Consider the following 24,652-nt stretch of genomic DNA (forward strand, 5'->3'; position numbering starts at 1 on the left):
TCCCAGAAAAAAAAGCCGCGTTTCTCGATCGAGAAACGCGGCTTTTTTGTCTGGCGGATTTACACCCGAAAGCGCTGCACCATGCCCTGCAGAGCATTGGCCAACTTCGACAACTCATGACTGGAAGCACTGGTCTGATCCGCACCGGAGGCGGAACGCACCGACAGATCACGGATATTCACCAGATTGCGATCCACTTCCCGAGCGACTTGAGCCTGTTCTTCCGCAGCACTGGCGATCACCAGATTGCGCTCGTGAATCTCGTGGACCGAGGCCGTGATGGTCTGCAATGCGTCACCGGCCCGTTCAGCCAACACCAGCGTACTCGTGGCACGGGAAGCACTGGCATTCATGGAGTCCAGCGCCAGGTTGGAACCGTTGCGCATGCCCTGAACCATTTGCTCGATTTCCTGAGTCGATTGCTGCGTACGATGCGCCAATGCACGCACTTCATCGGCTACCACCGCAAAACCGCGCCCACTTTCACCCGCGCGCGCCGCTTCAATGGCGGCGTTGAGCGCCAACAGATTGGTTTGCTCGGCGATGGCCCGAATGACATCCAGCACTTTGCCAATGTCCTGGGACTGATTGGCCAGCGACTGCACCAACTCACCGGTGTGCTGCACATCCTTGGCCAAGGCGCTGATCGCGCTGGCGGTTTCGCTGACCCGCTCCTGCCCCAATTGCGCCGACTCGCTGGATTGGCGGGTAGCATCAGAAGTCGACACGGCGTTGCGCGCCACTTCTTCCACGGCCGAGGTCATTTCGTTGACCGCCGTGGCGGCCTGCTCAATTTCGTTGTTCTGCTGTTGCAGGCCTTGGGTGCTGTCGAGAGTGACAGCATTCAATTCATCCGCCGCCGTGGCCAGCTGAGTCGCTGAACCGCTGATGGCTTGCAAGGTTTCTCGCAGGTTCTGCTGCATGGTCGCCAGTGCCTTGAGCAAACGAGTCACTTCGTCGTTGCCATGGGTTGCTATCGGCCGGGTCAGATCGCCCTGCGCCACGCTCTCGGCAGCCGTCAGGGCTTCGTTCAGGGGGCGGACGATGCTGCGGGTCAGCAACATGGCCAGGCCGACAGTGGCCAGCGCCGCGAAGGCGATGAACAGGCTGACGATGGTCCGCGACGTTTCGTAGTGCGCTGCGGATTTCTGGCTCTCAGCGGCGACCTGTTTGGCGAACAGGTCCGCCAGATCACTGAGTTGTTTGCCGGAGCCATCGACCACGGTTTTCATGTCAACCAGCAGCAGCCTGGTCAATTCGTCACGACGCCCCTGCTCTGCGAGAGTGAACGACTGGGCAATGCCGGTGCGATAGGCCGCAAAGGTGGTTTTGAACTGGTCATACAAGGCCTGGCCTTCGGCGGTGTTGACCAACTGGTCATAGACCGCGATCTTCTCGCTCAATTCCTTGTCGCGAGTGTCCATCTGACCGCGGTAGGTCGGAATGTTCTTTGGGTCCTGATCCAGCGCCATGCGCAAGGAAATGGTGCGGATACGCAACATCAGTTCGCGGATCTCGTCACCCCCGCGAATGCTGGGGAGCCACTGCTTCTCCACGGCCACCTCGCTCTCGCGAATGCTCGCCATTTGCCCCAGGGCAAACACCCCGAGCAACGCCACCAACACAGCGATCAAGGCAAAACCCAGCGCGGCACGGGGGGCAATATTCAGCTGACGAAGAAACATAACGAGCGCCTTTCTTGTTGTTGGCTTGAATGGGGGGCCGCGTTTGCGCCCCGACAGCTCGTTATCGGCTAGTTGTACGACGACTTGATAGGATTCGGCTTTTTCGAAGACAAAAAAAATCCCCGTATCTTTCGATACGAGGATTTTTAATATGGTCGGGGTAAGGGGATTCGAACTCCTGACATCCTGCTCCCAAAGCAGGCGCGCTACCGGACTGCGCTATACCCCGGTAAAAAAAAGGCACCTTTGAAAGGCGCCTTCTGCGAACAGAGCTTTTGGCGTCTGATCTTAAGATTCGATTCCAGCGCTAACTGGTTTCAAAAATGGTGGGTCGTGTGGGATTCGAACCTACGACCAATTGGTTAAAAGCCAACTGCTCTACCAACTGAGCTAACGACCCAAAAATGGTCGGGGTAAGGGGATTCGAACTCCTGACATCCTGCTCCCAAAGCAGGCGCGCTACCGGACTGCGCTATACCCCGGTTTGAAATTGGCTCCGTGACCAGGACTCGAACCTGGGACCCAATGATTAACAGTCATTTGCTCTACCGACTGAGCTATCACGGAACTACATATTTCAATTTACAACGGTGAAGCTTTACTGCGTTCTCTTCGACCCGTTCGCATCGCTGCGTTCGTGTGTCTGAGGCGCGCTATTCTACAATCTTAAGCACCTCTGTCAACCCCCTAAATTGCTTTCAAGTTAATGATTTGCAACTTATTTCAGATTCCTGCTTGGGGAGCGGGAACCCTTCAGGGCGACTTACTGCGGGGCGCACTTTACAAGCCTTTTCCTTTCAGTTCAACAACCTGACGAAAAAAAGGCCTCGCAATGCGAGGCCTCTTCAATTTTGTTGCCGGCGTGGGTCAGGCGAAGACGATCTCGTCGTTTTCCACAATGCCTTTGGCGGTATCGCCGGGCATGAAACGACCCGACAGAATGAGCTGCGCCAGCGGGTTTTCGATCCAGCGCTGAATCGCTCGCTTGAGCGGCCGTGCGCCATACACCGGGTCGTAGCCAACCGCGATCAGCTTGTCCATGGCCTCAGGGCTGAGCTCCAGCTTCAGTTCCCGCTCAGTCAGGCGACTGCGCAGACGACTCAACTGGATCTCGGTAATGCCCGCGATCTGATCCCGTGCCAATGGCTCGAAGATCACCACTTCGTCGACCCGGTTGATGAACTCCGGCCGGAAGTGCGTGGAAATCGCATCCATCACCGCTGCGCGCTGCGCCTCACGATCACCGACCAGTTCCTGGATCTGTACCGAGCCCAGGTTGGAGGTCATGACAATCACGGTGTTCTTGAAATCCACCGTGCGGCCATGGCTGTCCGTCAGGCGGCCATCTTCCAGCACTTGCAGCAGGATATTGAAGACGTCCGGGTGGGCCTTCTCGACCTCATCCAGCAGGATCACCGAATAAGGCTTGCGACGCACCGCCTCGGTCAGGTAACCGCCCTCTTCATAGCCCACGTAGCCTGGTGGCGCACCAATCAGTCGAGCCACGGAATGTTTCTCCATGAACTCGGACATGTCGATCCGCACCATCGCCTCTTCGGTATCAAAGAGGAACTCGGCCAACGCCTTGCACAGCTCGGTTTTACCGACACCGGTCGGGCCGAGGAACATGAACGAACCGCTTGGACGATTCGGGTCGGACAACCCGGCCCGCGAACGCCGCACCGCGTTGGATACCGCGATCACCGCTTCGTCCTGGCCGATCACACGCTGGTGCAACAGGCTTTCCATCTTCATCAGCTTGTCGCGCTCGCCTTCGAGCATTTTCGACACGGGGATGCCGGTCCACTTCGACACGACTTCGGCGATTTCTTCCTCGGTCACCTTGCTGCGCAGCAACTGGTTTTCGCTTTTGCCATGCTGGTCGACCATTTGCAGGCTGCGCTCCAGGTCCGGGATCACCCCGTATTGCAGCTCGGCCATGCGGTTCAGGTCGCCTTTACGGCGCGCAGCTTCCAGTTCCTGACGGGACTGTTCGATTTTCTGCTGGATCTGCGCAGAACCCTGAACCTCGGCTTTTTCCGAGTTCCAGATTTCTTCGAGGTCCGAATACTCACGCTCGAGACGGACGATTTCTTCCTGGAGCTTTTCCAGACGCTTGATCGCCGCTTCGTCGCTCTCTTTCTTCAGCGCCTGGGACTCCACCTTCAACTGAATCAGACGACGCTCCAGACGGTCCAGCACCTCCGGCTTGGAGTCGATCTCCATGCGAATGCGGCTGGCGGCTTCGTCGATCAGGTCGATCGCCTTGTCCGGCAACTGACGGTCGGTAATGTAGCGATGACTGAGCTTGGCCGCGGCGATGATCGCGCCGTCGGTAATCGCCACTTTATGGTGAACTTCATAGCGTTCTTTGAGGCCACGCAGAATGGCGATGGTGTCTTCTTCGCTCGGCTCATCCACCAACACTTTCTGGAAGCGCCGCTCGAGGGCCGCGTCCTTCTCTATATATTGGCGGTATTCATTGAGCGTGGTTGCGCCGACGCAGTGCAATTCACCACGGGCCAATGCAGGCTTGAGCATGTTGCCCGCATCCATTGAGCCTTCGCCTTTACCGGCGCCGACCATGGTGTGCAGTTCGTCGATGAACAGAATGATCTGCCCTTCCTGCTTCGACAGTTCGTTGAGCAGGGATTTCAGGCGTTCTTCGAACTCGCCACGGTACTTGGCACCGGCAATCAGTGCGCCCATATCGAGGGAAAGCAGGCGCTTGCCTTTCAGGCCGTCCGGCACTTCGCCGTTGATGATCCGCTGGGCCAGGCCTTCGGCGATGGCGGTTTTACCCACGCCAGGTTCACCGATCAATACCGGGTTGTTTTTGGTGCGGCGTTGCAGCACCTGAATGGTCCGGCGAATTTCGTCGTCACGGCCGATCACCGGATCGAGCTTGCCTTCTTCGGCGCGTTTGGTCAGGTCGACGGTGTATTTATCCAGCGCCTGACGCGACTCCTCGTGGTTGGCGTCGTTGACCGCCTCACCGCCGCGCAGGTTGTTGATCGCGTTCTCCAGGGCTTTCTTGCTCACACCCTGGCCGAGCAATAATTTGCCGAGCTTGCTGTTCTCGTCCATGGCGGCGAGCAACACCAACTCACTGGAAATAAATTGATCGCCCTTCTGCTGGGCCAGGCGATCGGCCTGGTTGAGCAGGCGCGCCAGATCCTGCGACATGTTGACGTCGCCGGTGGGGTTCTGGATTTTTGGCAGCTGATCGAGCTGTTTGGTCAGCTCTTTGCGCAGGCTGTTGACGTCGAAACCGACCTGCATCAGCAGGGGCTTGATCGAGCCGCCCTGCTGCTCAAGCATGGCTTGCATCAAGTGCGCCGGTTCAATGCCGGGATGGTCAAGACCGACGGCCAGCGATTGGGCGTCGGATAGAGCTAACTGTAATTTGCTGGTTAAACGATCGATACGCATGGGTCACCTTCCTTTTGAGCAGGCCGGACCTATAAAACATCCTGAATGAAGAAACCTGCCAGATACCGTTATAGATGCGGTCGATTCTGGGAGTTTCAAGCGTCGTACAGTTGATGTAGATCAGAGAAGTCTAGCGTTCCAGCCAGACAAGGGAGGCAAACCGACCAGTGCGTGGACTGCGGCGGTAAGAAAAGAAGCGCGGATCGGTCACGGTGCAGAAACCACCGCCATAAACAGCGGTAACGCCGCGAACAGCCAGACGCAAGCGCGCCAGTTCGTAGATATCGGCCATGAACTTGCCGGCATTTGCACTGGGCACAAAGGCTTTGGCGGCTTCAGGCAGTTGCTCGACGAAGGTTTCGCGCACTTCCGGGCCGACTTCAAAGGCTTGAGGACCAATGGCCGGACCGAGCCAGACGAGCACTTCTTCCGACGGCAAGGCCAGCGTGTCGAGCGTCGCTTCGAGCACACCCGCCGCCAGCCCGCGCCAACCGGCATGGGCGGCTGCGACACGAGTGCCGGCACGGTCGCAGAACAATGCTGGCAGGCAATCCGCCGTCATCGCCGCGCAGGCAATGCCGGGCGTCGCCGTCCAGCTGGCATCGGCAGTTGCCACAACGCCTGGGTCCGCGTGAGCCACGACAATGCCGTGAACCTGCTTTAACCAGGCCGGCTGAATAGAGAAATGATCGGTGAGGCGACGGCGATTCTCGGCAACAGCGTCGGGGCTGTCGTCGACGTGATCGCCGAGGTTGAGGCTGTCGAACGGCGCCAGACTGACGCCGCCCGCACGGGTGGTCACACAGGCTTTCACCCCGGCAGGCGCAGGCCAGTCGGGAATCAGCCAGTCACTCATCCGATGAACGCCTCGCGGTCTTGCTTGAGCAGGGTCAGCAACCAGACGAAGTCGTCCGGCAGCGGCGATTCCCAGCTCATGCGTACACCAGTGGTCGGGTGATCCAGCTCCAGGAACCGCGCATGCAGCGCCTGGCGCGGGAACGTCTTCAAGGAATCGACCATAGTCTGGCTGGCGGCTGGCGGGATTCGGAAACGACCGCCGTAGGCAGGATCTCCGACCAACGGGAAGTTGATGTAGGACATGTGCACCCGAATCTGGTGCGTACGACCGGTTTCCAGCTTCACCCGCACGTGAGTGTGGGAGCGGAAACGCTCGAGCACGCGGTAATGGCTGACGGCTTGCTTGCCACCTTCCATCACGGCCATGCGCTGGCGTTGCTGGCCGTGACGGCCAATCGGCGCATTGATCTTGCCGCCCGCCGTCACCACGCCGATCACGATGCACTCGTAGATCCGGCTGACGCTGCGGCTCTGCAACTGTGTAACCAGCTGCGTCTGCGCCTGAATGGTCTTGGCCACAACCATCAGACCGGTGGTGTCCTTGTCCAGGCGATGCACGATACCGGCGCGGGGCACATTGACGATGTCCGGCACGTGGTGCAGCAAGGCGTTGAGCAAGGTGCCATCAGCGTGGCCGGCGGCAGGATGCACCACCAGGCCCGCAGGCTTGTTGATCACGAGGATGTCGTCATCTTCATAGACGATGTCCAGCTCGATGTCCTGAGCGATCCATTCGCCCTGAGCTTCCTGCTCGGCAGTCAGCTCAAGAATGGCGCCACCGTGAACGATGTCTCGCGGGCGGATTACCGCCCCATCCACAGTCAGGCGGCCGTCTTTGATCCAGGCGGAAAGGCGCGAGCGCGAGTGCTCAGCGAATAATTGTGCGGCGACTTGATCGAGGCGTTGGCCGCCCAATTCGGACGGCACCTCTGCGCGAAGTTCAATTTTATCGGACATGCTCGGACTAGGCGTCGGCACAGCCTTTGGTTTCGGCTGCGCGCTTGTGGTTAAATACGGCGTCTTTTGCCCCGAGGCTATTCAACGGGGCGCTCATCATAACAGGACGGCCCCGCCCAAGACAGCGGCCGTCATAGGGACGCAAGCCGCCATGCAAGTGAAACACCTGCTGCTGATCGCCATCCTCGCATTGACCGCTGCTTGCTCATCGAAGGAAGTCGTAGACGAAAACCTGAGCGAAGTCGAGCTGTACCAGCAGGCACAGCGCGATCTGGACAACAATAGCTACACCGCCGCCACAGCCAAGCTGAAGGCGCTGGAGTCGCGTTATCCGTTCGGTCGCTACGCCGATCAGGCTCAACTCGAGCTCATCTACGCCAACTACAAGAACACCGAGCCTGAGGCTGCGAAGTCTGCCGCCGAGCGTTTCATTCGTTTGCACCCACAGCATCCGAACGTGGATTACGCCTATTACCTCAAGGGTCTGACCTCTTTCGACCAGGACGTCGGCCTGCTGTCGCGTTTCCTGCCGCTGGACATGACCAAGCGTGACCCGGGCGCTGCGCGTGACTCCTACAACGAGTTCGCCCAGCTGACCAGCCGCTTCCCGAACAGCCGCTACTCGCCGGACGCCAAGCAGCGCATGATTTACCTGCGCAACCTGCTGGCAGCCTACGAGATTCACGTCGCCGACTACTACCTGACCCGTCAGGCCTATGTCGCTGCCGCGAACCGTGGCCGTTACGTCGTGGAAAACTTCCAGGAAACCCCATCGGTCGGTGACGGCCTGGCGATCATGACCGAAGCCTACCAGCGTCTGCACCTGGACGACCTGGCGGCCACCAGCCTCGAAACACTCAAGCTCAACTACCCGAACCATCCAACCCTGGTGGACGGTCAGTTCGTGCCGACGGTAGATGAAGCCGACAACCGTTCGTGGCTGAGCAAGGCCACCCTGGGCCTGATCGAGTCCCGTCCACCGCTGCCGCCGGGCGAAACCCGCGCCAACCAGGACGTACAGAAGCAATTCCAGGACGCCAAGGACGCGATTCCGAACGATCTCAAGCCTAAAGATGAAAATGGCGACGTGATCGAAGAAGAGGAACACGAGTCCGAAGCCAACAACAGCGACCGCTCGTGGTTCAGCTACATGACCTTCGGCATGTTCGACTGACACACCGGGTTGTGCAAAAAGGGAGACGCTTGAGTCTCCCTTTTTATTTCCGCGATTTATTACGCTGTGCGCCCGTCATGTCCTTGGCTAAACTGCAGAATCACTCGTCATAAAGCAGCTCACCATGCTTCGTCTATTGTTCTGGATCGCCCTGATTGCCGTTGCGGTATGGTTCTGGCGCAAGTTCAAGGCTCAACCCTCTGTGCCCAAGTCCTCTGCCGAACTGGAAGCAGCGCCCATGGTCCGCTGCGCCCATTGTGGCGTCCACCTGCCTCGCGACCGCGCGCTGAGCCTTCAACAACAATGGTATTGCAGCCAGGCTCACCTTGAGCAAGGCCCCAGCACCCGTGATCGCTGAGACGTCCAGTCCCGGCAGCAAACAGGCCCAGCGACTGCTGCGCCTTTATCATCTCTACCGTTTAAGTGTCGGCATCACCCTGGTGCTGCTGATCTCCAGCAACCTCGACAACCAGTTGCTGACCTATTCCAATGACGACCTGTTGCGCAGTGGCAGCTGGTTGTATCTGGTCCTGAACATTCTGCTGGTGGTCTTCCTTGAGAACACCCGCCGTCCGGCACAACTGTTCAGCCTGGCGTTGATCGATGTCCTGCTGCTGTGCGGCCTGTTCTATGCCGCCGGTGGTGTCGCCAGCGCCATTGGCAACCTGCTGATCGTCTCGGTGGCCATCAGCAATGCCTTGTTGCGAAGTCGTATCGGCCTGCTGATTGCCGCCGTCGGCGCACTCGGCATCGTCGGGCTGAGTTTTCTGCTGAGCTTCAGCCATCCCGCCACCCCTAACGATTACCTGCAAGTCGGTACGCTCGGTGCGCTGTGTTTTGCCGCGGCATTGCTGGTGCAAGGGCTGATCCAGCGGGTGGAAGTCAGCGAAACCCTCGCCGAGCAACGGGCCAGTGAAGTCGTGGGCCTGGAAGCCCTCAATGCGTTGATCCTGCAGCGCATGCGCACCGGCATCCTGGTGCTCGACGAACAGCGGCGAGTGCAACTGGCCAATCACAGCGCCCAGGCCCTGCTGGGCCGGGACAACCTCGAAGGCCGAAGGATCGATGACTGCTCACCCGCTCTCGTCGAGCGCCTGCAACTGTGGCGGAATAACCCGACGCTGCGCCCCCAAAGCCTGAAAATCACCAGCAGCGGCCTGGAACTGCAACCGAGCTTCATTGCGCTGGACCAAAGCCCGCACCACCAGACCCTGGTGTTTCTCGAAGACCTCGCGCAAATCGCCCAACAGGCTCAACAACTGAAGCTCGCCGCCCTTGGCCGCCTGACTGCCGGTATCGCCCACGAAATACGCAATCCGCTGGGCGCCATTAGTCATGCCGCCCAGCTATTGCGGGAATCCGAGGAACTGAACGGCGCGGACCGACGTCTGACCCAGATTATTCAAGATCACTCTCAGCGTATGAATCGGGTTATCGAAAACGTCCTGCAACTGTCCCGCCGCCAACAAACCGCGCCGCAACGGCTCGATCTGAAGCCGTGGCTGGAACAATTCGTTGCAGAAAGTCGCGAAGGCGCGCTCGACCGCCAAAAAATTCATCTGCATATCGGCTCGGGCGACTTCAAAACACTGATGGACCCGAACCAGTTGACCCAGATTCTCGACAACCTGCTGCGCAATGCCTGGCGCCACAGCGCTCAAACCCATGATCAGGCGCAGGTCTGGCTTGATCTGTTCATCGACCCCGACACCCAGTTGCCCATCATCGAAGTGTTGGACGATGGCGCCGGTGTGGCGCCGGATCAGCAAGTGCATCTGTTCGAACCGTTTTTCACCACCAGCGCCCAAGGCACAGGTCTGGGGCTTTATCTGTCCCGTGAACTGTGCGAAAGCAACCAGGCCCGCCTAGACTTCAAGCCACGCCAAGGCGGCGGCTGCTTTCGCATCACCTTTGCTCACGGACGGAAACAGAGTTGAACACCAGCCCACAGCAAAAAGTCCTGATCGTCGACGACGAACCGGATATCCGCGAACTCCTGGAAATCACCCTGGGACGAATGAAACTCGACACGTTCAGCGCCCGCAACCTTGGCGAAGCCCAGACCTTGTTGAAGCGTGAAACATTCGATCTGTGCCTGACCGACATGCGTCTTCCGGACGGCACCGGCCTTGAGCTGGTGCAACACATTCAGCAACGCTATCCCCAACTGCCGGTTGCCATGATCACCGCTTATGGCAACCTGGAAACGGCGATCAACGCGCTCAAGGCTGGTGCTTTCGACTTCCTGACCAAACCGGTGGACCTCGCCTGCCTGCGCGAACTGGTCACCAGTGCACTGCGTATGCCCGCGCCAGGCGCCACCGTCGATCGTCGTTTGCTGGGCGACTCGTTGCCCATGCGCAATTTGCGTAAACAGATCGACAAGCTGGCCCGCAGTCAGGCGCCGGTGTACATCAGCGGCGAGTCCGGCAGCGGCAAGGAGTTGGTCGCCCGGCTGATCCATGAACAAGGGTCACGCGCCAACCAGCCGTTTATCCCGGTGAACTGCGGGGCAATCCCGTCGGAGCTGATGGAGAGCGAATTTTTCGGGCATCGCAAAGGCAGCTTCAGCGGCGCCATCGAAGACAAACCCGGACTGTTCCAGGCAGCCCATGGCGGCACGCTGTTCCTCGACGAAGTGGCTGATTTGCCGCTGGCGATGCAAGTGAAACTGTTGCGGGCGATTCAGGAAAAAGCCGTTCGCAGCGTGGGCGGGCAACAGGAAACCGTGGTCGATGTGCGCATCCTCTGCGCCACTCACAAAGACCTCGCCGCCGAAGTCGCCGCCGAACGCTTTCGCCAGGATTTGTACTACCGGCTCAACGTCATCGAACTACGTGTTCCGCCCTTGCGCGAACGCCGCGACGACATCGAAGCGTTGGCCAGCAATGTTCTCATGCGTCTGGCAGCCCGCGCCGGCGAGCCCGCCACGAAACTCCAACCGCAAGCCCTTGAAGCGCTGAAAAACTATCGTTTTCCGGGCAACGTGCGCGAGCTGGAGAACATGCTCGAACGGGCTCACACTTTGTGCGAAAACAAGCAGATCGAAGCCAGCGACCTGCGACTGGCCGAAGGCAACTGCACCGCAGACAGTGGGGTGCAGGACCTGACGCAGATCGACAATCTGGAGGTCTATCTGGATAACGTCGAACGTAAACTCATCCTCCAGGCCCTGGAGGAAACCCGCTGGAACCGCACGGCGGCGGCTCAGCGGTTGAATTTGTCGTTTCGGTCGATGCGTTACAGGCTGAAGAAATTCGGGTTGGATTGAGGGATCTTTTGATCTGCTGTCAGATCCGCCCGGCTGGCGCATACGGCGCCGGATCAATGATCGGCGCCCTGCCCAGCATCACATCCACAAACAACTGGCACGACGCCGGCGCCAGCACCAGCCCGTTGCGGTAATGCCCGCAGTTGAGCCATAACCCATCGAACCCCGGCACCCGGCCGATGTAGGGAATCCCCTCCGGCGAACCCGGTCGCAGCCCGGCCCAGTGCCCGACCACCTCCGCCTCCGCCAGCGCTGGAATCAGCTCCACCGCAGAAGCCTTCAGGCTCTCCAGCGCAGACGCGGTCGGTGTCTTGTCGAAGCCTTCATGCTCCAGCGTACTGCCAATCAGAATGTGGCCATCCCGGCGAGGAATCGCGTAACGCCCCTTGGCCAACACCATGCTCGGCAGGAAGTCCGCCGCGCACTTGTACAGAATCATCTGCCCTTTCACAGGCTCGACCGGCAGCTCCAGCCCCAGGCTTTTGAGCAAATCACCACTCCAGGCGCCAGCCGTCAGCACCACTTGATCACCGTGGATGGCCCCCGTCGAAGTCTGCACGCCGACGACGTGATCGCCTTCACGAATAAACCCGCTGACCTCGCACTGCTCGTGAATCGTCACGTTCGGCAGCGCCAGCAGGGCAGCCTTGAGGGATTTCACCAGCCGCGGATTGCGCACATTGGCCACGTCGGCCATGTAGATCGCCCGAGAGAAACCGGCGCCCAGTACCGGCACGGCATCGTGCGCCGCCGAGATATCCACAGCCCGCAGCGGACGGTTTTCCCGCTCGGCCCAGGCGAGCGCCTCGGCCTCATCATCCAGATCCAGCCAGTACAGACCGGTGGTGTGAACCTCGGGATCAACCCCGGTCGCGGCAAACAGCCGCTCGCCCAGCTGTGGATAAAAATCCTGGGACCAATGGGCCAGCGCGGTGACCGCCGGACTGTAGCGCCATGGGTAAAGCGGGGAAACGATGCCTCCGCCCGCCCAGGACGATTCCTGACCGACATTCGAACGGTCCAGTAGCACAACGCTCTGCACTTCGGACGCGAGATTGAACGCCGTCATCAAGCCAATCACACCGCCGCCGACAATCACCACTTGCTGTTGCATGGTCATGTTCCGATCCAAACCTTAAGTAGACAGAGGGCGCAAAAGGCGCCCGAAAGAAACTCAGCGTCCCCAGCAATCCTTGGTGGTCAGCCCGGTCTTTGCTCCGACCATGCTTCTGACACCGGTGTTGGTGATAGTGAAGTCGCCACACTTGTCAGTGGCCATGCTGCCGGCCTTGCGTGTCGCGGTCAGCAGGAAGGTCTGGTCGGTCAGGGTCGGGGTGATCGTGTAATAGTCATTGCCGGTGCTCAGGCCGGTGGCACCGGTGTAGACATTACTCTTCGAGTAAAACCGTTCGAGAATTTGCGCCTGCTCGGAGAGCAGACCCGCCACTTCAGCCCGACGCCCCTTTTTCACGTATTCGGTGAGGCTCGGGTAGCCAATGGTGATGACGATCCCGATGATCGCAATCACGATCATGATTTCGATCAGGGTAAAACCTCGGTTGGATCTGCGCATGCCTCAACTCTCACTTACTGAATTTGTCGCCACATGATGCGACGGCTGCCGCCGCCGCCTTTTTCAACAAGCCTGACCACCGCACCACTGGTATCACCCAAGAACTTACCAGTTCCACCGTTGACGATGGCGTTCAACATCGGAATACCGCCCGTAGAGATCACACCACTGGACAACACATCGTTGCTGTCGACTAACCCGTCGCCGTTGGTGTCGAGTACCGCGTAGTTGAGCATCTTACCGCTGAACGCATCCAGTTCGACCAGTTTGCCGGTGCCGAAACTGGCGCAAGGGTCCGTGGTGTCGACGTTGGCGGTGGTAAATACGATTCGCCCCAGCACCAGAGACGCCTGATTGATCACCCGCTCACCGGTCAATACACTGTTATAGACCAGAGGCAAGTACCAGCCCTTCTCCGACGGATAAGTCACTTCGCTCTGGCTGGTAGTGATGAACTGTCCCGAGCTTCCCGAGAACACGCCCGTCACCGACTGGATCTGCAAACTGGCCGTGGTGATCTGCCCGGAACCGCCCTCCGCATCCCACACCGCATAAAACGCCTGCAAATCCTTGTTCGTCTTGTCGATGGTCTCGTTGAATTTGCCGGTGCCGAAAAACACCACTTTGCCGCCCAGGGAGTTGTCCGCCAGCAATGGCTGCGCGGTGATCGGCTGCGTGGCACCACCTGCTGCGGTGAACAGCGGCTTGCCGGAAAACGCTACGCCCCAGGTGTCCGTGCTGGCGCCGCTTAAATCAAATTTCCACAGCCTTCCTTTCAGGTCGCCACCATAGGCGGCCTGCACCACATTCTGCGAGTTGACCTTGAGCTTCACCGACGACAAGCCGTTGGTCGTTTCCGTACTGTCGACCACGATTTTCTTGATCAGCGACCCATCGAGGACATCCACCACGTACAACGCTGCCACGCCCGAGTTGCTGCCATAGCCGTTGGAGATGAACGCTGCCCACCGCCCATTCGACAAGCGTGCCACTTCCGGACGGGCGTAGGCATAACCCAGATCATTGAAAACATTCGCCGGATCTGCAGTCGCGGGAGCACTGATTTCCCACAACGCCTTGATCACGTTACTGGGCGACGCGTCGAACAACTGCAGCGCGTAAAAAGTCTTGCCACCCGCCCCGGTCCCGCCGAGCGCCAGGGTTTTCCAGGCGTTATTGAGTTGCGCATCGAACACGCCGACCTGACCGTCGACCAGAAACTTGTGGCTGACGCCGTTGATGTAAGCGGTATCGGCGATATAGCGCAGCGATGGCAAGACACTGGAAGGCATGTAGGCATAGCGCCTGGCACCGTTACCGTTGTCGATGACACTGACAAAACCGTCATTGCCGTTGACCACCAGGCTACTTTTCATGTTGATGGCTTTTGTAGCCAGATAGGTGCTGTAGCTGGTGTCGCCCGTCAGGTCGGACGCGGTTTTTTCCGTCGGCGAGGCCAGCACCAGTGGCGAGTTGATGATATCGCCGAGCAGCACACTGCGCACTTTCAAGCCGGTTTTGTTGGTGCCTTTGCTCCACTCCACCAGATCGGCGCCGGTGATACCGGTGGGCAGGCTCTGGCCCAGCAGCGTCTGCTGCGCCGGGGCAAAATTGGTGAAGGCCAAAGTGATCGGCGCGTTGCTCGCAGAGTTCCAGGATTGGTAAACGGGCGCGGTGGCGCCGGGGACGATGGCCGTGTCGGTAGTCCAGAGCACCGCTGCGGTATTCACCGAGCCGGTGGCGGTAATCCCATAGGACTTGATCGCACCTCGCCAGTCCTTGGGGTCGTAGCTGGTCTGATAGTAGGAGGAACCGACACCGACGATGGAACTGCTGGTGGTGCCACTGCCGCCGGATCCAGCCTTGGACGTGATTTCGCTCAGAGCGGAGGACAGAGCGGTATTGAGTTCGTCGCTGTCGGTCGCCTGATAATACTTGCCCTGCCCATACGTGGCGGCATCTTCCAGCATCTTGTTAGCGGTCGTGAAACCAACGGTGTAGGTATTCATGTTTTGCTTCTGAAAGTCCGGAGAGTCCCAGCTTTTTTTCGACAAATCGACACCCGCACCGCGCATGTCGATGTCGAAGGCGAATTTGGCAATGTCGTCCAGAAAAAGGGAGTCCCCCTCTTTATCGCCAGTCAGGGGATTATCGCCATCGTTACTGATCCTGTCCCAATTGGGCAGTCGGGGGCCATTGGTGGCAATTGCCTGCGGGTCATTGCCGGGAAAAGTCCGATCAAACGTGGGTAAACCATCGGTGACGACCACCCCATAGTTTTTCTGGCAACGATACTGAATCGGGCTGCTGTAGGTGCTGGGCGTACCGTTGTAATACGGTGTAATCCCGCGCATGTAACGGGTGACTTCGTAATAGGCTTCGGCCAGCGGAGTATTCGCAATGGCCCTCAAAGCGCCAATCGAGTCAGTCAACGCTTTGGCTTTTGCATCCGTGGTCACGTCATCGATGGGAAGAGCGATGTAGCCGCCGTTGCCGCTGTTGTTACTGGTTACGCCATTGAAAGTCGCCAGCCCCATTCGAAGCGTGCGGTTGGTGTTGACCAGATCGATGGCAACACTGCGTGCAACACTGATACGAGATTCGGTGGGAATGCTTGAGGTGGCCGTCGAAAAATCGGTGTTCCGACCATTGGCCAAGCTGACGACGTAGGAAATATAGGCAGCGGAGTATCGCGTATCGCCGTTACCTGCCGGATCGGGCAATTTGATGCACAAGGGCGTGAAACTGTTGTTGTAGAACGCGTTGTAGCCACTGGAGCAGCCCGATCTCGGGAGGCTTGAAAGAAATACCAGGTCGTCGGTGATGGCGGGTGAATTCGAGCTGAAGCAAGACCCCAGGAAAAGATTGCACTCCCTCGCCGGTGTCCAATTGGTGGCTGTCGGATCAAATTTCGGGGCATAAATGATGCTGTTCATGCTCCCCGAATTATCAATCAACAACATCACGTTTGGCGGCACTGCGGCAGCGCTCAACAGCGGTGAGTCGGAGGGTGTGAATGCATACGCCGGCGCTGAAAGATAAAGCCCTGACAACATGCCACACAACAGTCGCCACCACCCGGCGCGTCTTTCAGTACTTCGCATAAATACTCTCCACCACACTGCGAACGTTATTGCCGACGATGGCCACTGCCGTGACCCGATAAAGCGTCGCAGAGGTGTTGCTCGGTACATTCACCGCGTTCAACGTGGTGCCGATGTTCTGCACCCCGTAGAAACCGTTGGCGGCGGCGATCCAGGTGACCCCCGAAGTGGAATTGAGACCGGCAGCCGTGACGGTCGATGACTCGGCGGGCGGCAAACATTGATTGCCGCTGCAAACCGGCAACGTATAAGTACTCAGTTGCACCGCACTTTCACCGATGCGCAACGCAGCTTCGGCGATCTGGAACGACTGATTGCGCAGGGTCACGCTGGTGGCCATTTTTTCCTGGAGGGTGGCGTTCTGCATCGATGAAATGCCGATCAGGGTCAGCAACAGTAGGAACACCAAGCTGACCAGCAACGCCATGCCGCGCTGGGTGTGAGAGGTCACGGAAGAGAAATTCATCGGCCCTCCCCTCATGGCAGGCGGTTGCGCAATGCTGCAACCGCGTTGAAGGTTTGCTCGCGAACGCGACTGTCCGGATCTCTCAGCGTCAGTGTCAGGCGCACGCTACGGATTCGCGCAGGGTCGGATGGGTTGGGGCTGTAACTGGAAGCGGCGGTATCGGTGGCCGACGCAGCGAGACCGAAGCTCACGTCGAATTTGCTGACATTGTCGATAAGTACCGCCTGAGCCGGCGTCCCGATGCCAGTGCCCATCGTCAATTGCCCGTTCTTGAGGCTGTAGATCAGCCGCCGAATCGGAAACGCCAGCTGTCCCGTCGCAGGAGACTGCACATTGGAATAAGCCGTCGCCGTGTTTCGGCAATCGGAAACCACCGTCCAGGTCGGCGTGCCGCCGCCTGCTCCCACATCGGCCGTCACCAGGGTCAGCTTGAGCGTGGCATTGTCCCAACTGATCGGCGCTACCTGGCTGAGATAAAAACTTCCCCCCGCGCTGGCATCGGTAATCGTCCCCAGGCAACCAAACATCCCCACCATGCGGATTTCCTGAATCATCTTGCTCAGCACGAAACGCGCATCTTCCTGTATGTTCGCCGCCGCGTTCTGACTGACGTAGGTGTTCTTGGCGGCGATAAAAACCTGCGCCACGCCGAGTACCACGACCAGGCTCAACGCCAGGGCGATCAGCATTTCGATCAGGCCGAAACCTCTGTTGAGCCGGCTCATGGCGTCGACACCGGATCGACCGCGGCACGACTGGTCAGCACAAAGCTGCGGCGGGAATTGGCGGTGTTGGCTGCCCGGGAGTCGTCCCAGGTGATGGTGATGGTGTACACGCGCTGATTGAGCGTGACGCTGCCCGTGGCGGTGCTGCCGAGGAAATTGACGATGTTGGAGGTGAAGTCGTACAGGTCCTGATCCCGCGCGACACTCAGGTTGCCCGACGTCGGCGGCGTGACGGTGTAATCGGCGCCGGAGTTGGCGCGGATGCGGTCCATCATGTCGTAGGCGATGAAACTGGCCTGGCTGGTCATCCGCGAGCTGTCGGTGTACTTCAGCGCATTGAGCTGAAACGCCGCCGCCCCCAACAGGCCCACGCTCAGAATCAACAACGCCACCAGCACCTCGATCAGCGTCATGCCCTCCTGTGCACGCTTGCTCCATCCCCTCATCCGCAACTTCCACCCAATAGAATTCGTCCGTTCAAACACACATTCAGCGTCCTGCTTTGCGCCCCCAGTACATAGCTGATCACCACCGTCGTGGACGGTGCCGACAGCCCCCCCAGATTGTTGAAATCGATGGCGGTCACTCCTGAGGTTAGTGTCAGAGTTGCGCCGCTGCTCATCGCTGGAACAACCCGCAATACATTGGCCGGCGTGCCAGTACTGTCGTAGACAGCCAGTTCCCCGGTCCAGACGCTACCGCCGGCCGTTGGCCGCACCCGGGTAGTAATGCCGCGGTCGATGGCTTCGAGTCGGGCGAAATTCAAAGCTCGCTGCAGATCGCCGATCTCGGTGTCTGCCTTGGTGCCTTGCACCGAACGGGTAAACGCCGGCACCGCCAGGGTAATCAGGATCAGAAAGACCGCGAGCGCGACCAGCAACTCGATCAGCGTGAAACCTTTTGTACGATGACCCATCGGTGCCCTCCGTTGCCGTCGGCTATACCTGCTGTTACACGCTAGAACATTCGACCGACAGATGTTCGGTTGTTTTGCCATTACTCGCGCAAGGATTGCGCGGGCCACCGCATTCCAGGGAGGGAGATTTCATGCGCCAGCAGGGTTTCAGTCTGGTTGAACTGCTCATGGGACTGATGATTGTCGGAATTGTTCTGCATTTGGTCAGTCCGGCGTTCGCAGCGCTTACGGAATCGAACCATCGAGAAGCAGCAGCGCAGTCGTTGATCAACGGTATACGCAATGCCAGAACCCTCGCTATCTCGCGCAATCAGAGCGTTGTGATTCACGGCATCAACGGCGATTGGGGTCAGGGCTGGCGAATCATTCTCGACATCAGTGGAAAAGGGTCGGAGGACCGCAGCAACCCGGTTGTGGTCGAGCACGCGAGCGGCACCGGGGTGCCGATTGTCGGCAATTGGTGGGTCAGGCGATACATACGTTTCAGCAGTCTGGGTGAGCCGCTGATGCCCAAAAAAGCTTTTCAAGCCGGAACGTTGCACCTTTGCGATGCTCGTGCGCCGGTGAGCCAGCTTCAGGTGGTGCTGGCCGCAACCGGTCGAGTCAGCCTGCGCAGCGATAAGACGGCACAGGCATTGTGCGAGAAAGGAGAAAAATCAAAGCAGCGAACGAACGCGTAACTCTTTAGGCATGGAGAACGTGATGTTCTCCTCACGACCGGCCAGCTCATCGGCACCGGTAGCGCCCCAGGCCTGCAGTTGCTGAATCACGCCACGCACCAGCACTTCCGGAGCGGAAGCGCCCGCGGTGATGCCGATACGCTCGACACCATCGAACCAGCTTTTTTGCAGGTCTTCGGCGCCGTCGATCAAGTAGGCCGGGGTGGCCATGCGCTCGGCCAGCTCACGCAGGCGATTGGAGTTGGAGCTGTTCGGGCTGCCGACCACCAACACCACATCGCATTCGTCAGCCAGTTGCTTGACTGCATCCTGGCGGTTTTGCGTCGCGTAGCAGATGTCGTCCTTGCGCGGACCACCGATCGCCGGAAAGCGCGTACGCAGGGCGTCGATGACGCGGCTGGTATCGTCCATGGACAGGGTAGTCTGGGTGACGAACGCCAGTTTTTCGGGGTTGTGAACCTGCAACGCGGCAACGTCTTTTTCGTCCTCGACCAGATAGATCGCGCCACCATTGCTGCCATCGTACTGGCCCATGGTGCCTTCGACTTCCGGGTGACCGGCGTGGCCGATCAGAATGCATTCACGGCCATCGCGGCTGTAACGCGCGACTTCGATGTGCACCTTGGTCACCAGCGGGCACGTCGCGTCGAACACTTTGAGGCCACGGCCGGCAGCTTCGGTGCGTACAGCCTGGGAAACGCCGTGGGCACTGAAGATCACGATGACGTCGTCAGGCACCTGATCCAGTTCCTCGACGAAGATCGCGCCGCGAGCACGCAGGTCTTCAACGACAAATTTGTTGTGTACCACTTCGTGGCGCACATAGATCGGCGGCCCGAAGACTTCCAGGGCGCGGTTGACGATTTCGATCGCCCGGTCCACACCGGCGCAGAAGCCACGGGGGTTGGCGAGTTTGATTTGCATGCTGTGCCTCGTGTCTTGCGCGCAAGAAAATTAAATCATTGCAGGAACCGGCTTGCCGGCTCCCACAGAAAAGCATCTACAACGATTTGACGCTGATGATCTCGACGTCAAAGGTCAATGTCTTGCCAGCCAGCGGATGGTTGAAGTCGATGGTCACTTGCTCGTCATCGAACTCTTTCACAACGCCAGGCAGCTCAGTATTGGCCGCATCGTTGAAGATCACCAGCAAACCCGGTGACAGTTCCATGTCCTTGAACTGCGAGCGCGGGATGATCTGTACGTTTTGCGGGTTCGGCTGACCAAAAGCGTTTTCCGGCTGAATCGTCAGCGTACGCTTGTCGCCCGCCTTGAAGCCGAACAGGGCCGCTTCGAAACCTGGCAACAGGTTACCGTCGCCGACCTTGAAGGTCGCCGGGGCTTTGTCGAAGGTGCTGTCGACGGTGTCGCCGTTCTCCAGGCGCAGTGCAAAGTGCAAGGTGACTTCCGTGTTCTGGCGGATGCGTTGCTCAGCCAATACCTGTTCAGTCATGAACGGCTTCTCCGGTTTTCTTGGATTTGAACATGTCCAGCGCCAGCATCACCGCACCCACAGTAATCGCACTGTCGGCAAAGTTGAACGCCGGGAAGTACCAGCGGTTCTGCCAATGCACCAGAATGAAATCGATCACATGGCCCAGGGCAATGCGGTCATACAGATTGCCCAGCGCGCCACCGAGTACCAGGGCCAGCGCAATGGCCAGCCACGTTTCGTTGCGCCCCAGACGTTTGAGCCACACCACCAGCACCGCACTGACCACGACCGCGATCAGGGCAAACAGCCAGCGCTGCCAGCCCGAGCTGTCGGCCAGGAAGCTGAACGCCGCGCCGGTGTTATAGGCCAGGGTCCAGCTGAAGTAATCGGGGATCACCACGATCTGCTGATACATCTTCAGCGAGCCTTCAAAGTAGAACTTGCTGGCCTGGTCGATGACCAGGACCAGCAAACTCAACCAGAGCCAGCCCAGCCGTCCGAAACGGCCAATGGCATTAGGCATAGTGACGAACCTCGCCTGCGCCGCTGATGTTGTCGACGCAACGACCGCAGATTTCCGGGTGCTCCGGATTCACGCCGACGTCTTCACGGCAGTGCCAGCAACGGGCGCACTTGGCGAAGGCCGACTTGACGATTTTCAGCTTCAGGCCGCTGACTTCGGTGACTACCGCGTCCGCTGGTGCCTGAACAAAAGGTGCAACGCTGGCGGTCGAGGTGATCAGCACGAAGCGCAGTTCGTTGCTCAGCTTGGCCAGGTCGGCGCTCAGCGCGTCTTCGGCAAACAGCGTCACTTCGGCTTGCAGGTTGCCACCGACGGCCTTGGCCGCGCGCTGGATTTCCATTTCCTTGTTCACAGCGACCTTCACCGCCATGATCCGCTCCCAGTAGGCGCGGCCCAGTTCAACGTTTTCCGGCAGTTCGGTCAGGCCTTCGTACCAGGTGTTGAGCATCACCGATTCGTTGCGCTCGCCCGGCAGGTATTCCCACAGTTCGTCGGCGGTGAACGCGAGGATCGGCGCGATCCAGCGCACCAGCGCTTCGGAGATGTGGTACAGCGCGGTTTGCGCCGAACGGCGGGCCTTGCTGTTGGCGCCAGTGGTGTACTGACGGTCCTTGATGATATCGAGGTAGAAACCGCCCAGCTCCTGCACGCAGAAGTTGTGGATCTTGGAGTAGACGTTCCAGAAGCGGTATTCGCCGTAGTGCTCTTGCAGCTCGCGTTGCAGCAGCAGCGTGCGGTCCACGGCCCAACGGTCCAGCGCGAGCATTTCTTCGGCCGGCAGGATGTCGGTGGCCGGGTTGAAACCGGTCAGGTTGGAGAGCAGGAACCGCGCGGTGTTACGGATCCGCCGGTAGGCGTCCGCACTGCGTTGCAGGATCTGCTCGGACACCGCCATTTCACCCGAGTAATCGGTAGAAGCGACCCACAGACGCATGATGTCGGCACCCAGGGTGTCGTTGACCTTTTGCGGCGCGATCACGTTGCCCAGCGATTTGGACATTTTGCGACCGGACTCATCCACGGTGAAACCGTGGGTCAGCAGCTCGCGGTACGGCGCGTGGTTGTCGATGGCGCAACCGGTCAGCAGCGACGAGTGGAACCAGCCGCGGTGCTGGTCCGAACCCTCCAGGTACAGGTCGGCACGCGGGCCGGTCTCGTGGCCCATCGGGTGCGAACCGCGCAGGACGTGCCAATGCGTGGTACCCGAATCGAACCAGACGTCCAGGGTGTCGCTGATCTTGTCGTACTGCGGCGCTTCGTCACCGAGCAACTCGGCCGCGTCCATCTTGAACCAGGCTTCGATGCCTTCGACTTCGACGCGCTTGGCGACTTCTTCCATCAGCTCGGCGGTACGCGGGTGCAGTTCGCCGCTTTCCTTGTTCAGGAAGAACGGGATCGGCACGCCCCAGTTGCGCTGACGGGAGATGCACCAGTCCGGACGGTTGGCGATCATCGAGTGCAGGCGCGCCTGGCCCCAGGCTGGAACGAACTTGGTGTCTTCGATGGCTTTGATCGCCCGCTTGCGCAGGGTTTCGCCGGTCGCAGGCTCTTTGTCCATGCCGATGAACCACTGCGCGGTGGCGCGATAGATCAACGGAGTCTTGTGACGCCAGCAGTGCATGTAGCTGTGTTCGATGATGGTGGTGTGCAGCAGCGCACCGACTTCGGTCAGTTTGTCGACGATGGCCGGGTTGGCTTTCCAGATGAACTGGCCGCCGAAGAACTCCAGCGACGGTACGTAAACGCCGTTGCTTTGAACCGGATTGATGATGTCATCGTTGACCATGCCATATTTCTTGCAGGTCACGAAGTCGTCTACGCCGTAGGCCGGCGAGGAGTGAACCACGCCGGTGCCGGCGCCCAGTTCAACGTAGTCGGCCAGGTAAACCGGCGACAGGCGATCGTAGAACGGGTGACGGAAGTTGATCAGTTCCAGTTCTTTACCGGTGGTGGTCGCGATGACCGAGCCTTCCAGGCTGTAACGGGCCAGGCAGGATTCGACCAGCTCTTCAGCCAACACCAGCAGTTTGTCGCCGACATCGACCAGGGCGTAGTTGAATTCCGGGTGAACGTTCAGCGCCTGGTTGGCCGGGATGGTCCACGGGGTGGTGGTCCAGATCACGATCGAAGCCGGTTTGGCCAGGGACGACAGACCGAAAGCGGCAGCCAGTTTGGCTTCATCGGCAATCGGGAACGCCACGTCGATGGTCGAGGACTTCTTGTTCTCGTACTCGACTTCCGCTTCAGCCAGGGCCGAACCGCAGTCAAAGCACCAGTTCACAGGCTTGAGGCCCTTGAACACGAAACCGCCCTTGACGATTTCGGCGAGCGCGCGGATTTCACCGGCCTCGTTCTTGAAATCCATGGTCTTGTACGGGTTGGCGAAGTCGCCCAACACGCCCAGGCGGATGAACTCGGACTTCTGGCCTTCGATCTGCTCGGTGGCGTAGGCACGGCACAGTTCGCGGGTCTTGTCCGCGCCCAGGTTCTTGCCGTGGGTCACTTCGACTTTGTGCTCGATCGGCAGGCCGTGGCAATCCCAGCCCGGAACATAAGGCGCGTCGAAACCCGACAGGGTCTTCGAGCGAATGATCATGTCCTTGAGGATCTTGTTCAGCGCATGACCGATGTGAATCGTGCCGTTGGCGTACGGAGGACCGTCGTGAAGTACGAACTTCGGACGATCCTTGCCAATTTCGCGCAACTTACCGTACAGGCCAATGCTGTCCCAGCGCTGCAGAATCTGCGGTTCGCGCTGAGGCAGGCCGGCCTTCATTGGGAAGGCGGTGTCCGGAAGGTTTAGCGTGGCTTTATAGTCGGTCATTTATGGCTCTTCATTAGCGATTGGCGCTAGGTGCGACAGGGCACGGGCGGCGGCGACATCCGCATTGATCGCCGTCTTAAGCGCCTCCAGAGAGGCGAAACGCTGCTCTTCACGCAGCTTTTGGTGGAAAACCACCGTCAAACGCCGGTCATACAGATCGCCGGCAAAATCTAAAAGATGGACTTCGAGGTGGGCCTTGCCATCCCCTTGGACCGTTGGCCGCACGCCGATATTGGCGACGCCTGGCCAGGTCTTGCCGTCGATGTCGATGTCGACCAGGTAAACCCCGGACAACGGCACACGACGACGCTTGAGTTGAATGTTGGCGGTGGGCGTACCCAGTTGGCGCGCCAGCTTCTGGCCGTGCAACACGCGCCCGGTAATCTGGAACGGACGACCGAGCAGGCGTTCGGCCAAGGCAAAATCTGCAGCGGCCAGGGCATTTCGCACCTGCGTGCTGCTGACGCGAATACCCTCCAGCTCAACGGTTTGCGCCGCTTCGACAGTGAAGCCTTGCATGACGCCGGCCTGTTGCAGGAAATCGAAATCCCCTACCCGGTCACAGCCGAAGCGGAAGTCGTCACCGACCTCCAGATGCTGGACGCCGAGGCCGTCCACCAGAATGGTATCGACGAACTCGCTGGCACTGAGCTTGCTCAGGCGCTGGTTGAAGGCCAGGCACAGAACCCGGTCGACACCTTCGGCAGCCAGCAGCTGCAGTTTGTCTCGCAGACGGGCCAGACGGGCCGGTGCCGTATCCGGGGCGAAAAACTCCCGCGGCTGCGGCTCGAAAATCACCACGCAGCTGGGTACGCTCAACTCGAGCGCTCGCTCACGCAGCCTCGCCAGGATAGCCTGGTGGCCACGGTGAACACCGTCAAAGTTGCCAATAGTGGCGACACAGCCCCGATGCTGGGGGCGCAGGTTGTGGAGGCCTCGAACCAGCTGCATAACGCGCTTCTTGCTCATAAAGTGGTCGATTATAACCACACCCGGCGGCCGACGACAGGCAACACCGTAACCCAAAGT

At 59.3% G+C, this 24,652-nt stretch carries 21 protein-coding genes and 4 tRNA genes; 5 read left to right on the forward strand and 20 right to left on the reverse strand.

Features of this window, described 5'->3' with window-relative positions:
• Nucleotides 1-59: 59 nt before the first annotated feature.
• The 8 genes from ACM6I5_RS00005 to rluD form a co-directional block, all read right to left on the reverse strand.
• A complete protein-coding gene (locus tag ACM6I5_RS00005; RefSeq protein WP_414882967.1) occupies nt 60-1,685 on the reverse strand; it encodes a methyl-accepting chemotaxis protein in 1,626 nt (541 codons plus the stop codon).
• A gap of 152 nt (nt 1,686-1,837) precedes the next feature.
• Nucleotides 1,838-1,914 (reverse strand) — tRNA-Pro (locus ACM6I5_RS00010).
• Nucleotides 1,915-2,009: 95 nt separating this feature from the next.
• Nucleotides 2,010-2,085: transfer RNA gene (locus ACM6I5_RS00015), tRNA-Lys, on the reverse strand.
• A gap of 5 nt (nt 2,086-2,090) precedes the next feature.
• Nucleotides 2,091-2,167: transfer RNA gene (locus ACM6I5_RS00020), tRNA-Pro, on the reverse strand.
• 9 nt (nt 2,168-2,176) lie between these two features.
• Nucleotides 2,177-2,252: transfer RNA gene (locus ACM6I5_RS00025), tRNA-Asn, on the reverse strand.
• Between the two features lie 300 nt (nt 2,253-2,552).
• Entirely contained in the window at nt 2,553-5,117 is a 2,565-nt protein-coding gene (gene clpB / locus ACM6I5_RS00030; protein ID WP_414878311.1) for an ATP-dependent chaperone ClpB, read from the reverse strand.
• A 130-nt stretch (nt 5,118-5,247) separates the two neighbouring features.
• Complete coding sequence (pgeF, locus tag ACM6I5_RS00035) at nt 5,248-5,973, reverse strand: peptidoglycan editing factor PgeF (RefSeq protein ID WP_414882968.1); 726 nt, start codon at nt 5,971-5,973, stop codon at nt 5,248-5,250.
• Entirely contained in the window at nt 5,970-6,932 is a 963-nt protein-coding gene (gene rluD, locus ACM6I5_RS00040; RefSeq protein WP_017340837.1) for a 23S rRNA pseudouridine(1911/1915/1917) synthase RluD, read from the reverse strand. Before rluD ends, pgeF begins: the two co-directional genes overlap by 4 nt.
• Before the next feature lie 151 nt (nt 6,933-7,083).
• Here rluD and ACM6I5_RS00045 point away from each other — a divergent pair, with 151 nt between their 5' ends.
• From ACM6I5_RS00045 to ACM6I5_RS00060, 4 genes are all read left to right on the forward strand, one after another.
• The gene (locus tag ACM6I5_RS00045; RefSeq protein WP_017340838.1) at nt 7,084-8,106 is read left to right on the forward strand and encodes an outer membrane protein assembly factor BamD; all 1,023 of its coding nucleotides are present in this window, start codon (nt 7,084-7,086) and stop codon (nt 8,104-8,106) included.
• A gap of 124 nt (nt 8,107-8,230) precedes the next feature.
• Nucleotides 8,231-8,464 carry a PP0621 family protein gene (locus ACM6I5_RS00050; protein ID WP_414882969.1) on the forward strand — a complete coding sequence of 78 codons (234 nt, stop codon included), beginning with the start codon at nt 8,231-8,233 and terminating at the stop codon, nt 8,462-8,464.
• Nucleotides 8,454-10,043, forward strand: a complete 1,590-nt coding sequence (locus tag ACM6I5_RS00055; RefSeq protein ID WP_414878314.1) for a sensor histidine kinase — start codon at nt 8,454-8,456, stop codon at nt 10,041-10,043. Before ACM6I5_RS00050 ends, ACM6I5_RS00055 begins: the two co-directional genes overlap by 11 nt.
• Nucleotides 10,040-11,377 (forward strand): sigma-54-dependent transcriptional regulator, encoded by a 1,338-nt coding sequence (locus ACM6I5_RS00060; RefSeq protein ID WP_414882970.1) that lies wholly within the window; start codon nt 10,040-10,042, stop codon nt 11,375-11,377. Before ACM6I5_RS00055 ends, ACM6I5_RS00060 begins: the two co-directional genes overlap by 4 nt.
• Nucleotides 11,378-11,396: 19 nt before the next feature.
• Here the strand turns inward: ACM6I5_RS00060 and thiO are convergent, their stop codons facing one another.
• Genes thiO through ACM6I5_RS00095 form a run of 7 tightly spaced genes read right to left on the reverse strand, consistent with a single transcriptional unit; the run spans nt 11,397 to nt 18,161 of the window.
• A complete protein-coding gene (gene thiO / locus ACM6I5_RS00065; RefSeq protein WP_017340842.1) occupies nt 11,397-12,497 on the reverse strand; it encodes a glycine oxidase ThiO in 1,101 nt (366 codons plus the stop codon).
• 54 nt (nt 12,498-12,551) lie between these two features.
• Entirely contained in the window at nt 12,552-12,950 is a 399-nt protein-coding gene (locus tag ACM6I5_RS00070) for a type IV pilin protein (protein WP_017340843.1), read from the reverse strand.
• A gap of 14 nt (nt 12,951-12,964) precedes the next feature.
• A complete protein-coding gene (locus ACM6I5_RS00075; RefSeq protein ID WP_414882971.1) occupies nt 12,965-16,054 on the reverse strand; it encodes a pilus assembly protein in 3,090 nt (1,029 codons plus the stop codon).
• Nucleotides 16,041-16,520, reverse strand: coding sequence for a PilX N-terminal domain-containing pilus assembly protein (locus ACM6I5_RS00080; RefSeq protein WP_414882972.1), 480 nt, complete (start codon nt 16,518-16,520; stop codon nt 16,041-16,043). Before ACM6I5_RS00080 ends, ACM6I5_RS00075 begins: the two co-directional genes overlap by 14 nt.
• An 11-nt stretch (nt 16,521-16,531) precedes the next feature.
• Nucleotides 16,532-17,245 carry a PilW family protein gene (locus tag ACM6I5_RS00085; RefSeq protein WP_414878317.1) on the reverse strand — a complete coding sequence of 238 codons (714 nt, stop codon included), beginning with the start codon at nt 17,243-17,245 and terminating at the stop codon, nt 16,532-16,534.
• Nucleotides 17,242-17,691: a type IV pilus modification protein PilV gene (gene pilV / locus ACM6I5_RS00090; RefSeq protein WP_017340847.1), complete on the reverse strand. Its 450-nt coding sequence runs from the start codon at nt 17,689-17,691 to the stop codon at nt 17,242-17,244. Before pilV ends, ACM6I5_RS00085 begins: the two co-directional genes overlap by 4 nt.
• Nucleotides 17,688-18,161 carry a GspH/FimT family pseudopilin gene (locus ACM6I5_RS00095; RefSeq protein ID WP_017340848.1) on the reverse strand — a complete coding sequence of 158 codons (474 nt, stop codon included), beginning with the start codon at nt 18,159-18,161 and terminating at the stop codon, nt 17,688-17,690. The genes pilV and ACM6I5_RS00095 overlap by 4 nt, the downstream gene beginning before the upstream one ends.
• 131 nt (nt 18,162-18,292) lie before the next feature.
• Between ACM6I5_RS00095 and ACM6I5_RS00100 the strand changes: the two genes are divergently transcribed.
• Nucleotides 18,293-18,841, forward strand: a complete 549-nt coding sequence (locus ACM6I5_RS00100) for a GspH/FimT family protein (protein ID WP_017340849.1) — start codon at nt 18,293-18,295, stop codon at nt 18,839-18,841.
• Here the strand turns inward: ACM6I5_RS00100 and ispH are convergent.
• From ispH to ribF, 5 genes are all read right to left on the reverse strand, one after another.
• Nucleotides 18,818-19,765: a 4-hydroxy-3-methylbut-2-enyl diphosphate reductase gene (gene ispH, locus ACM6I5_RS00105; RefSeq protein ID WP_214378885.1), complete on the reverse strand. Its 948-nt coding sequence runs from the start codon at nt 19,763-19,765 to the stop codon at nt 18,818-18,820. The two genes, ACM6I5_RS00100 and ispH, sit on opposite strands and share 24 nt — an antisense overlap.
• Before the next feature lie 76 nt (nt 19,766-19,841).
• On the reverse strand, nt 19,842-20,279 hold the full coding sequence (fkpB, locus tag ACM6I5_RS00110) for an FKBP-type peptidyl-prolyl cis-trans isomerase (protein WP_193393009.1): 438 nt from the start codon (nt 20,277-20,279) through the stop codon (nt 19,842-19,844).
• 7 nt (nt 20,280-20,286) lie between these two features.
• Entirely contained in the window at nt 20,287-20,799 is a 513-nt protein-coding gene (gene lspA, locus ACM6I5_RS00115) for a signal peptidase II (RefSeq protein ID WP_017340852.1), read from the reverse strand.
• Entirely contained in the window at nt 20,792-23,623 is a 2,832-nt protein-coding gene (gene ileS, locus ACM6I5_RS00120) for an isoleucine--tRNA ligase (RefSeq protein ID WP_017340853.1), read from the reverse strand. The genes lspA and ileS overlap by 8 nt, the downstream gene beginning before the upstream one ends.
• Nucleotides 23,624-24,574: a bifunctional riboflavin kinase/FAD synthetase gene (gene ribF, locus ACM6I5_RS00125; protein WP_414882973.1), complete on the reverse strand. Its 951-nt coding sequence runs from the start codon at nt 24,572-24,574 to the stop codon at nt 23,624-23,626. It abuts the gene before it with no gap.
• Between the last annotated feature and the right edge of the window lie 78 nt (nt 24,575-24,652).

Origin of the sequence: Pseudomonas sp. IT-P171 (assembly GCF_949767765.1) — a bacterium.
In the GTDB taxonomy this organism is placed as follows: Bacteria; Pseudomonadota; Gammaproteobacteria; order Pseudomonadales; family Pseudomonadaceae; genus Aquipseudomonas; species Aquipseudomonas fluorescens_B.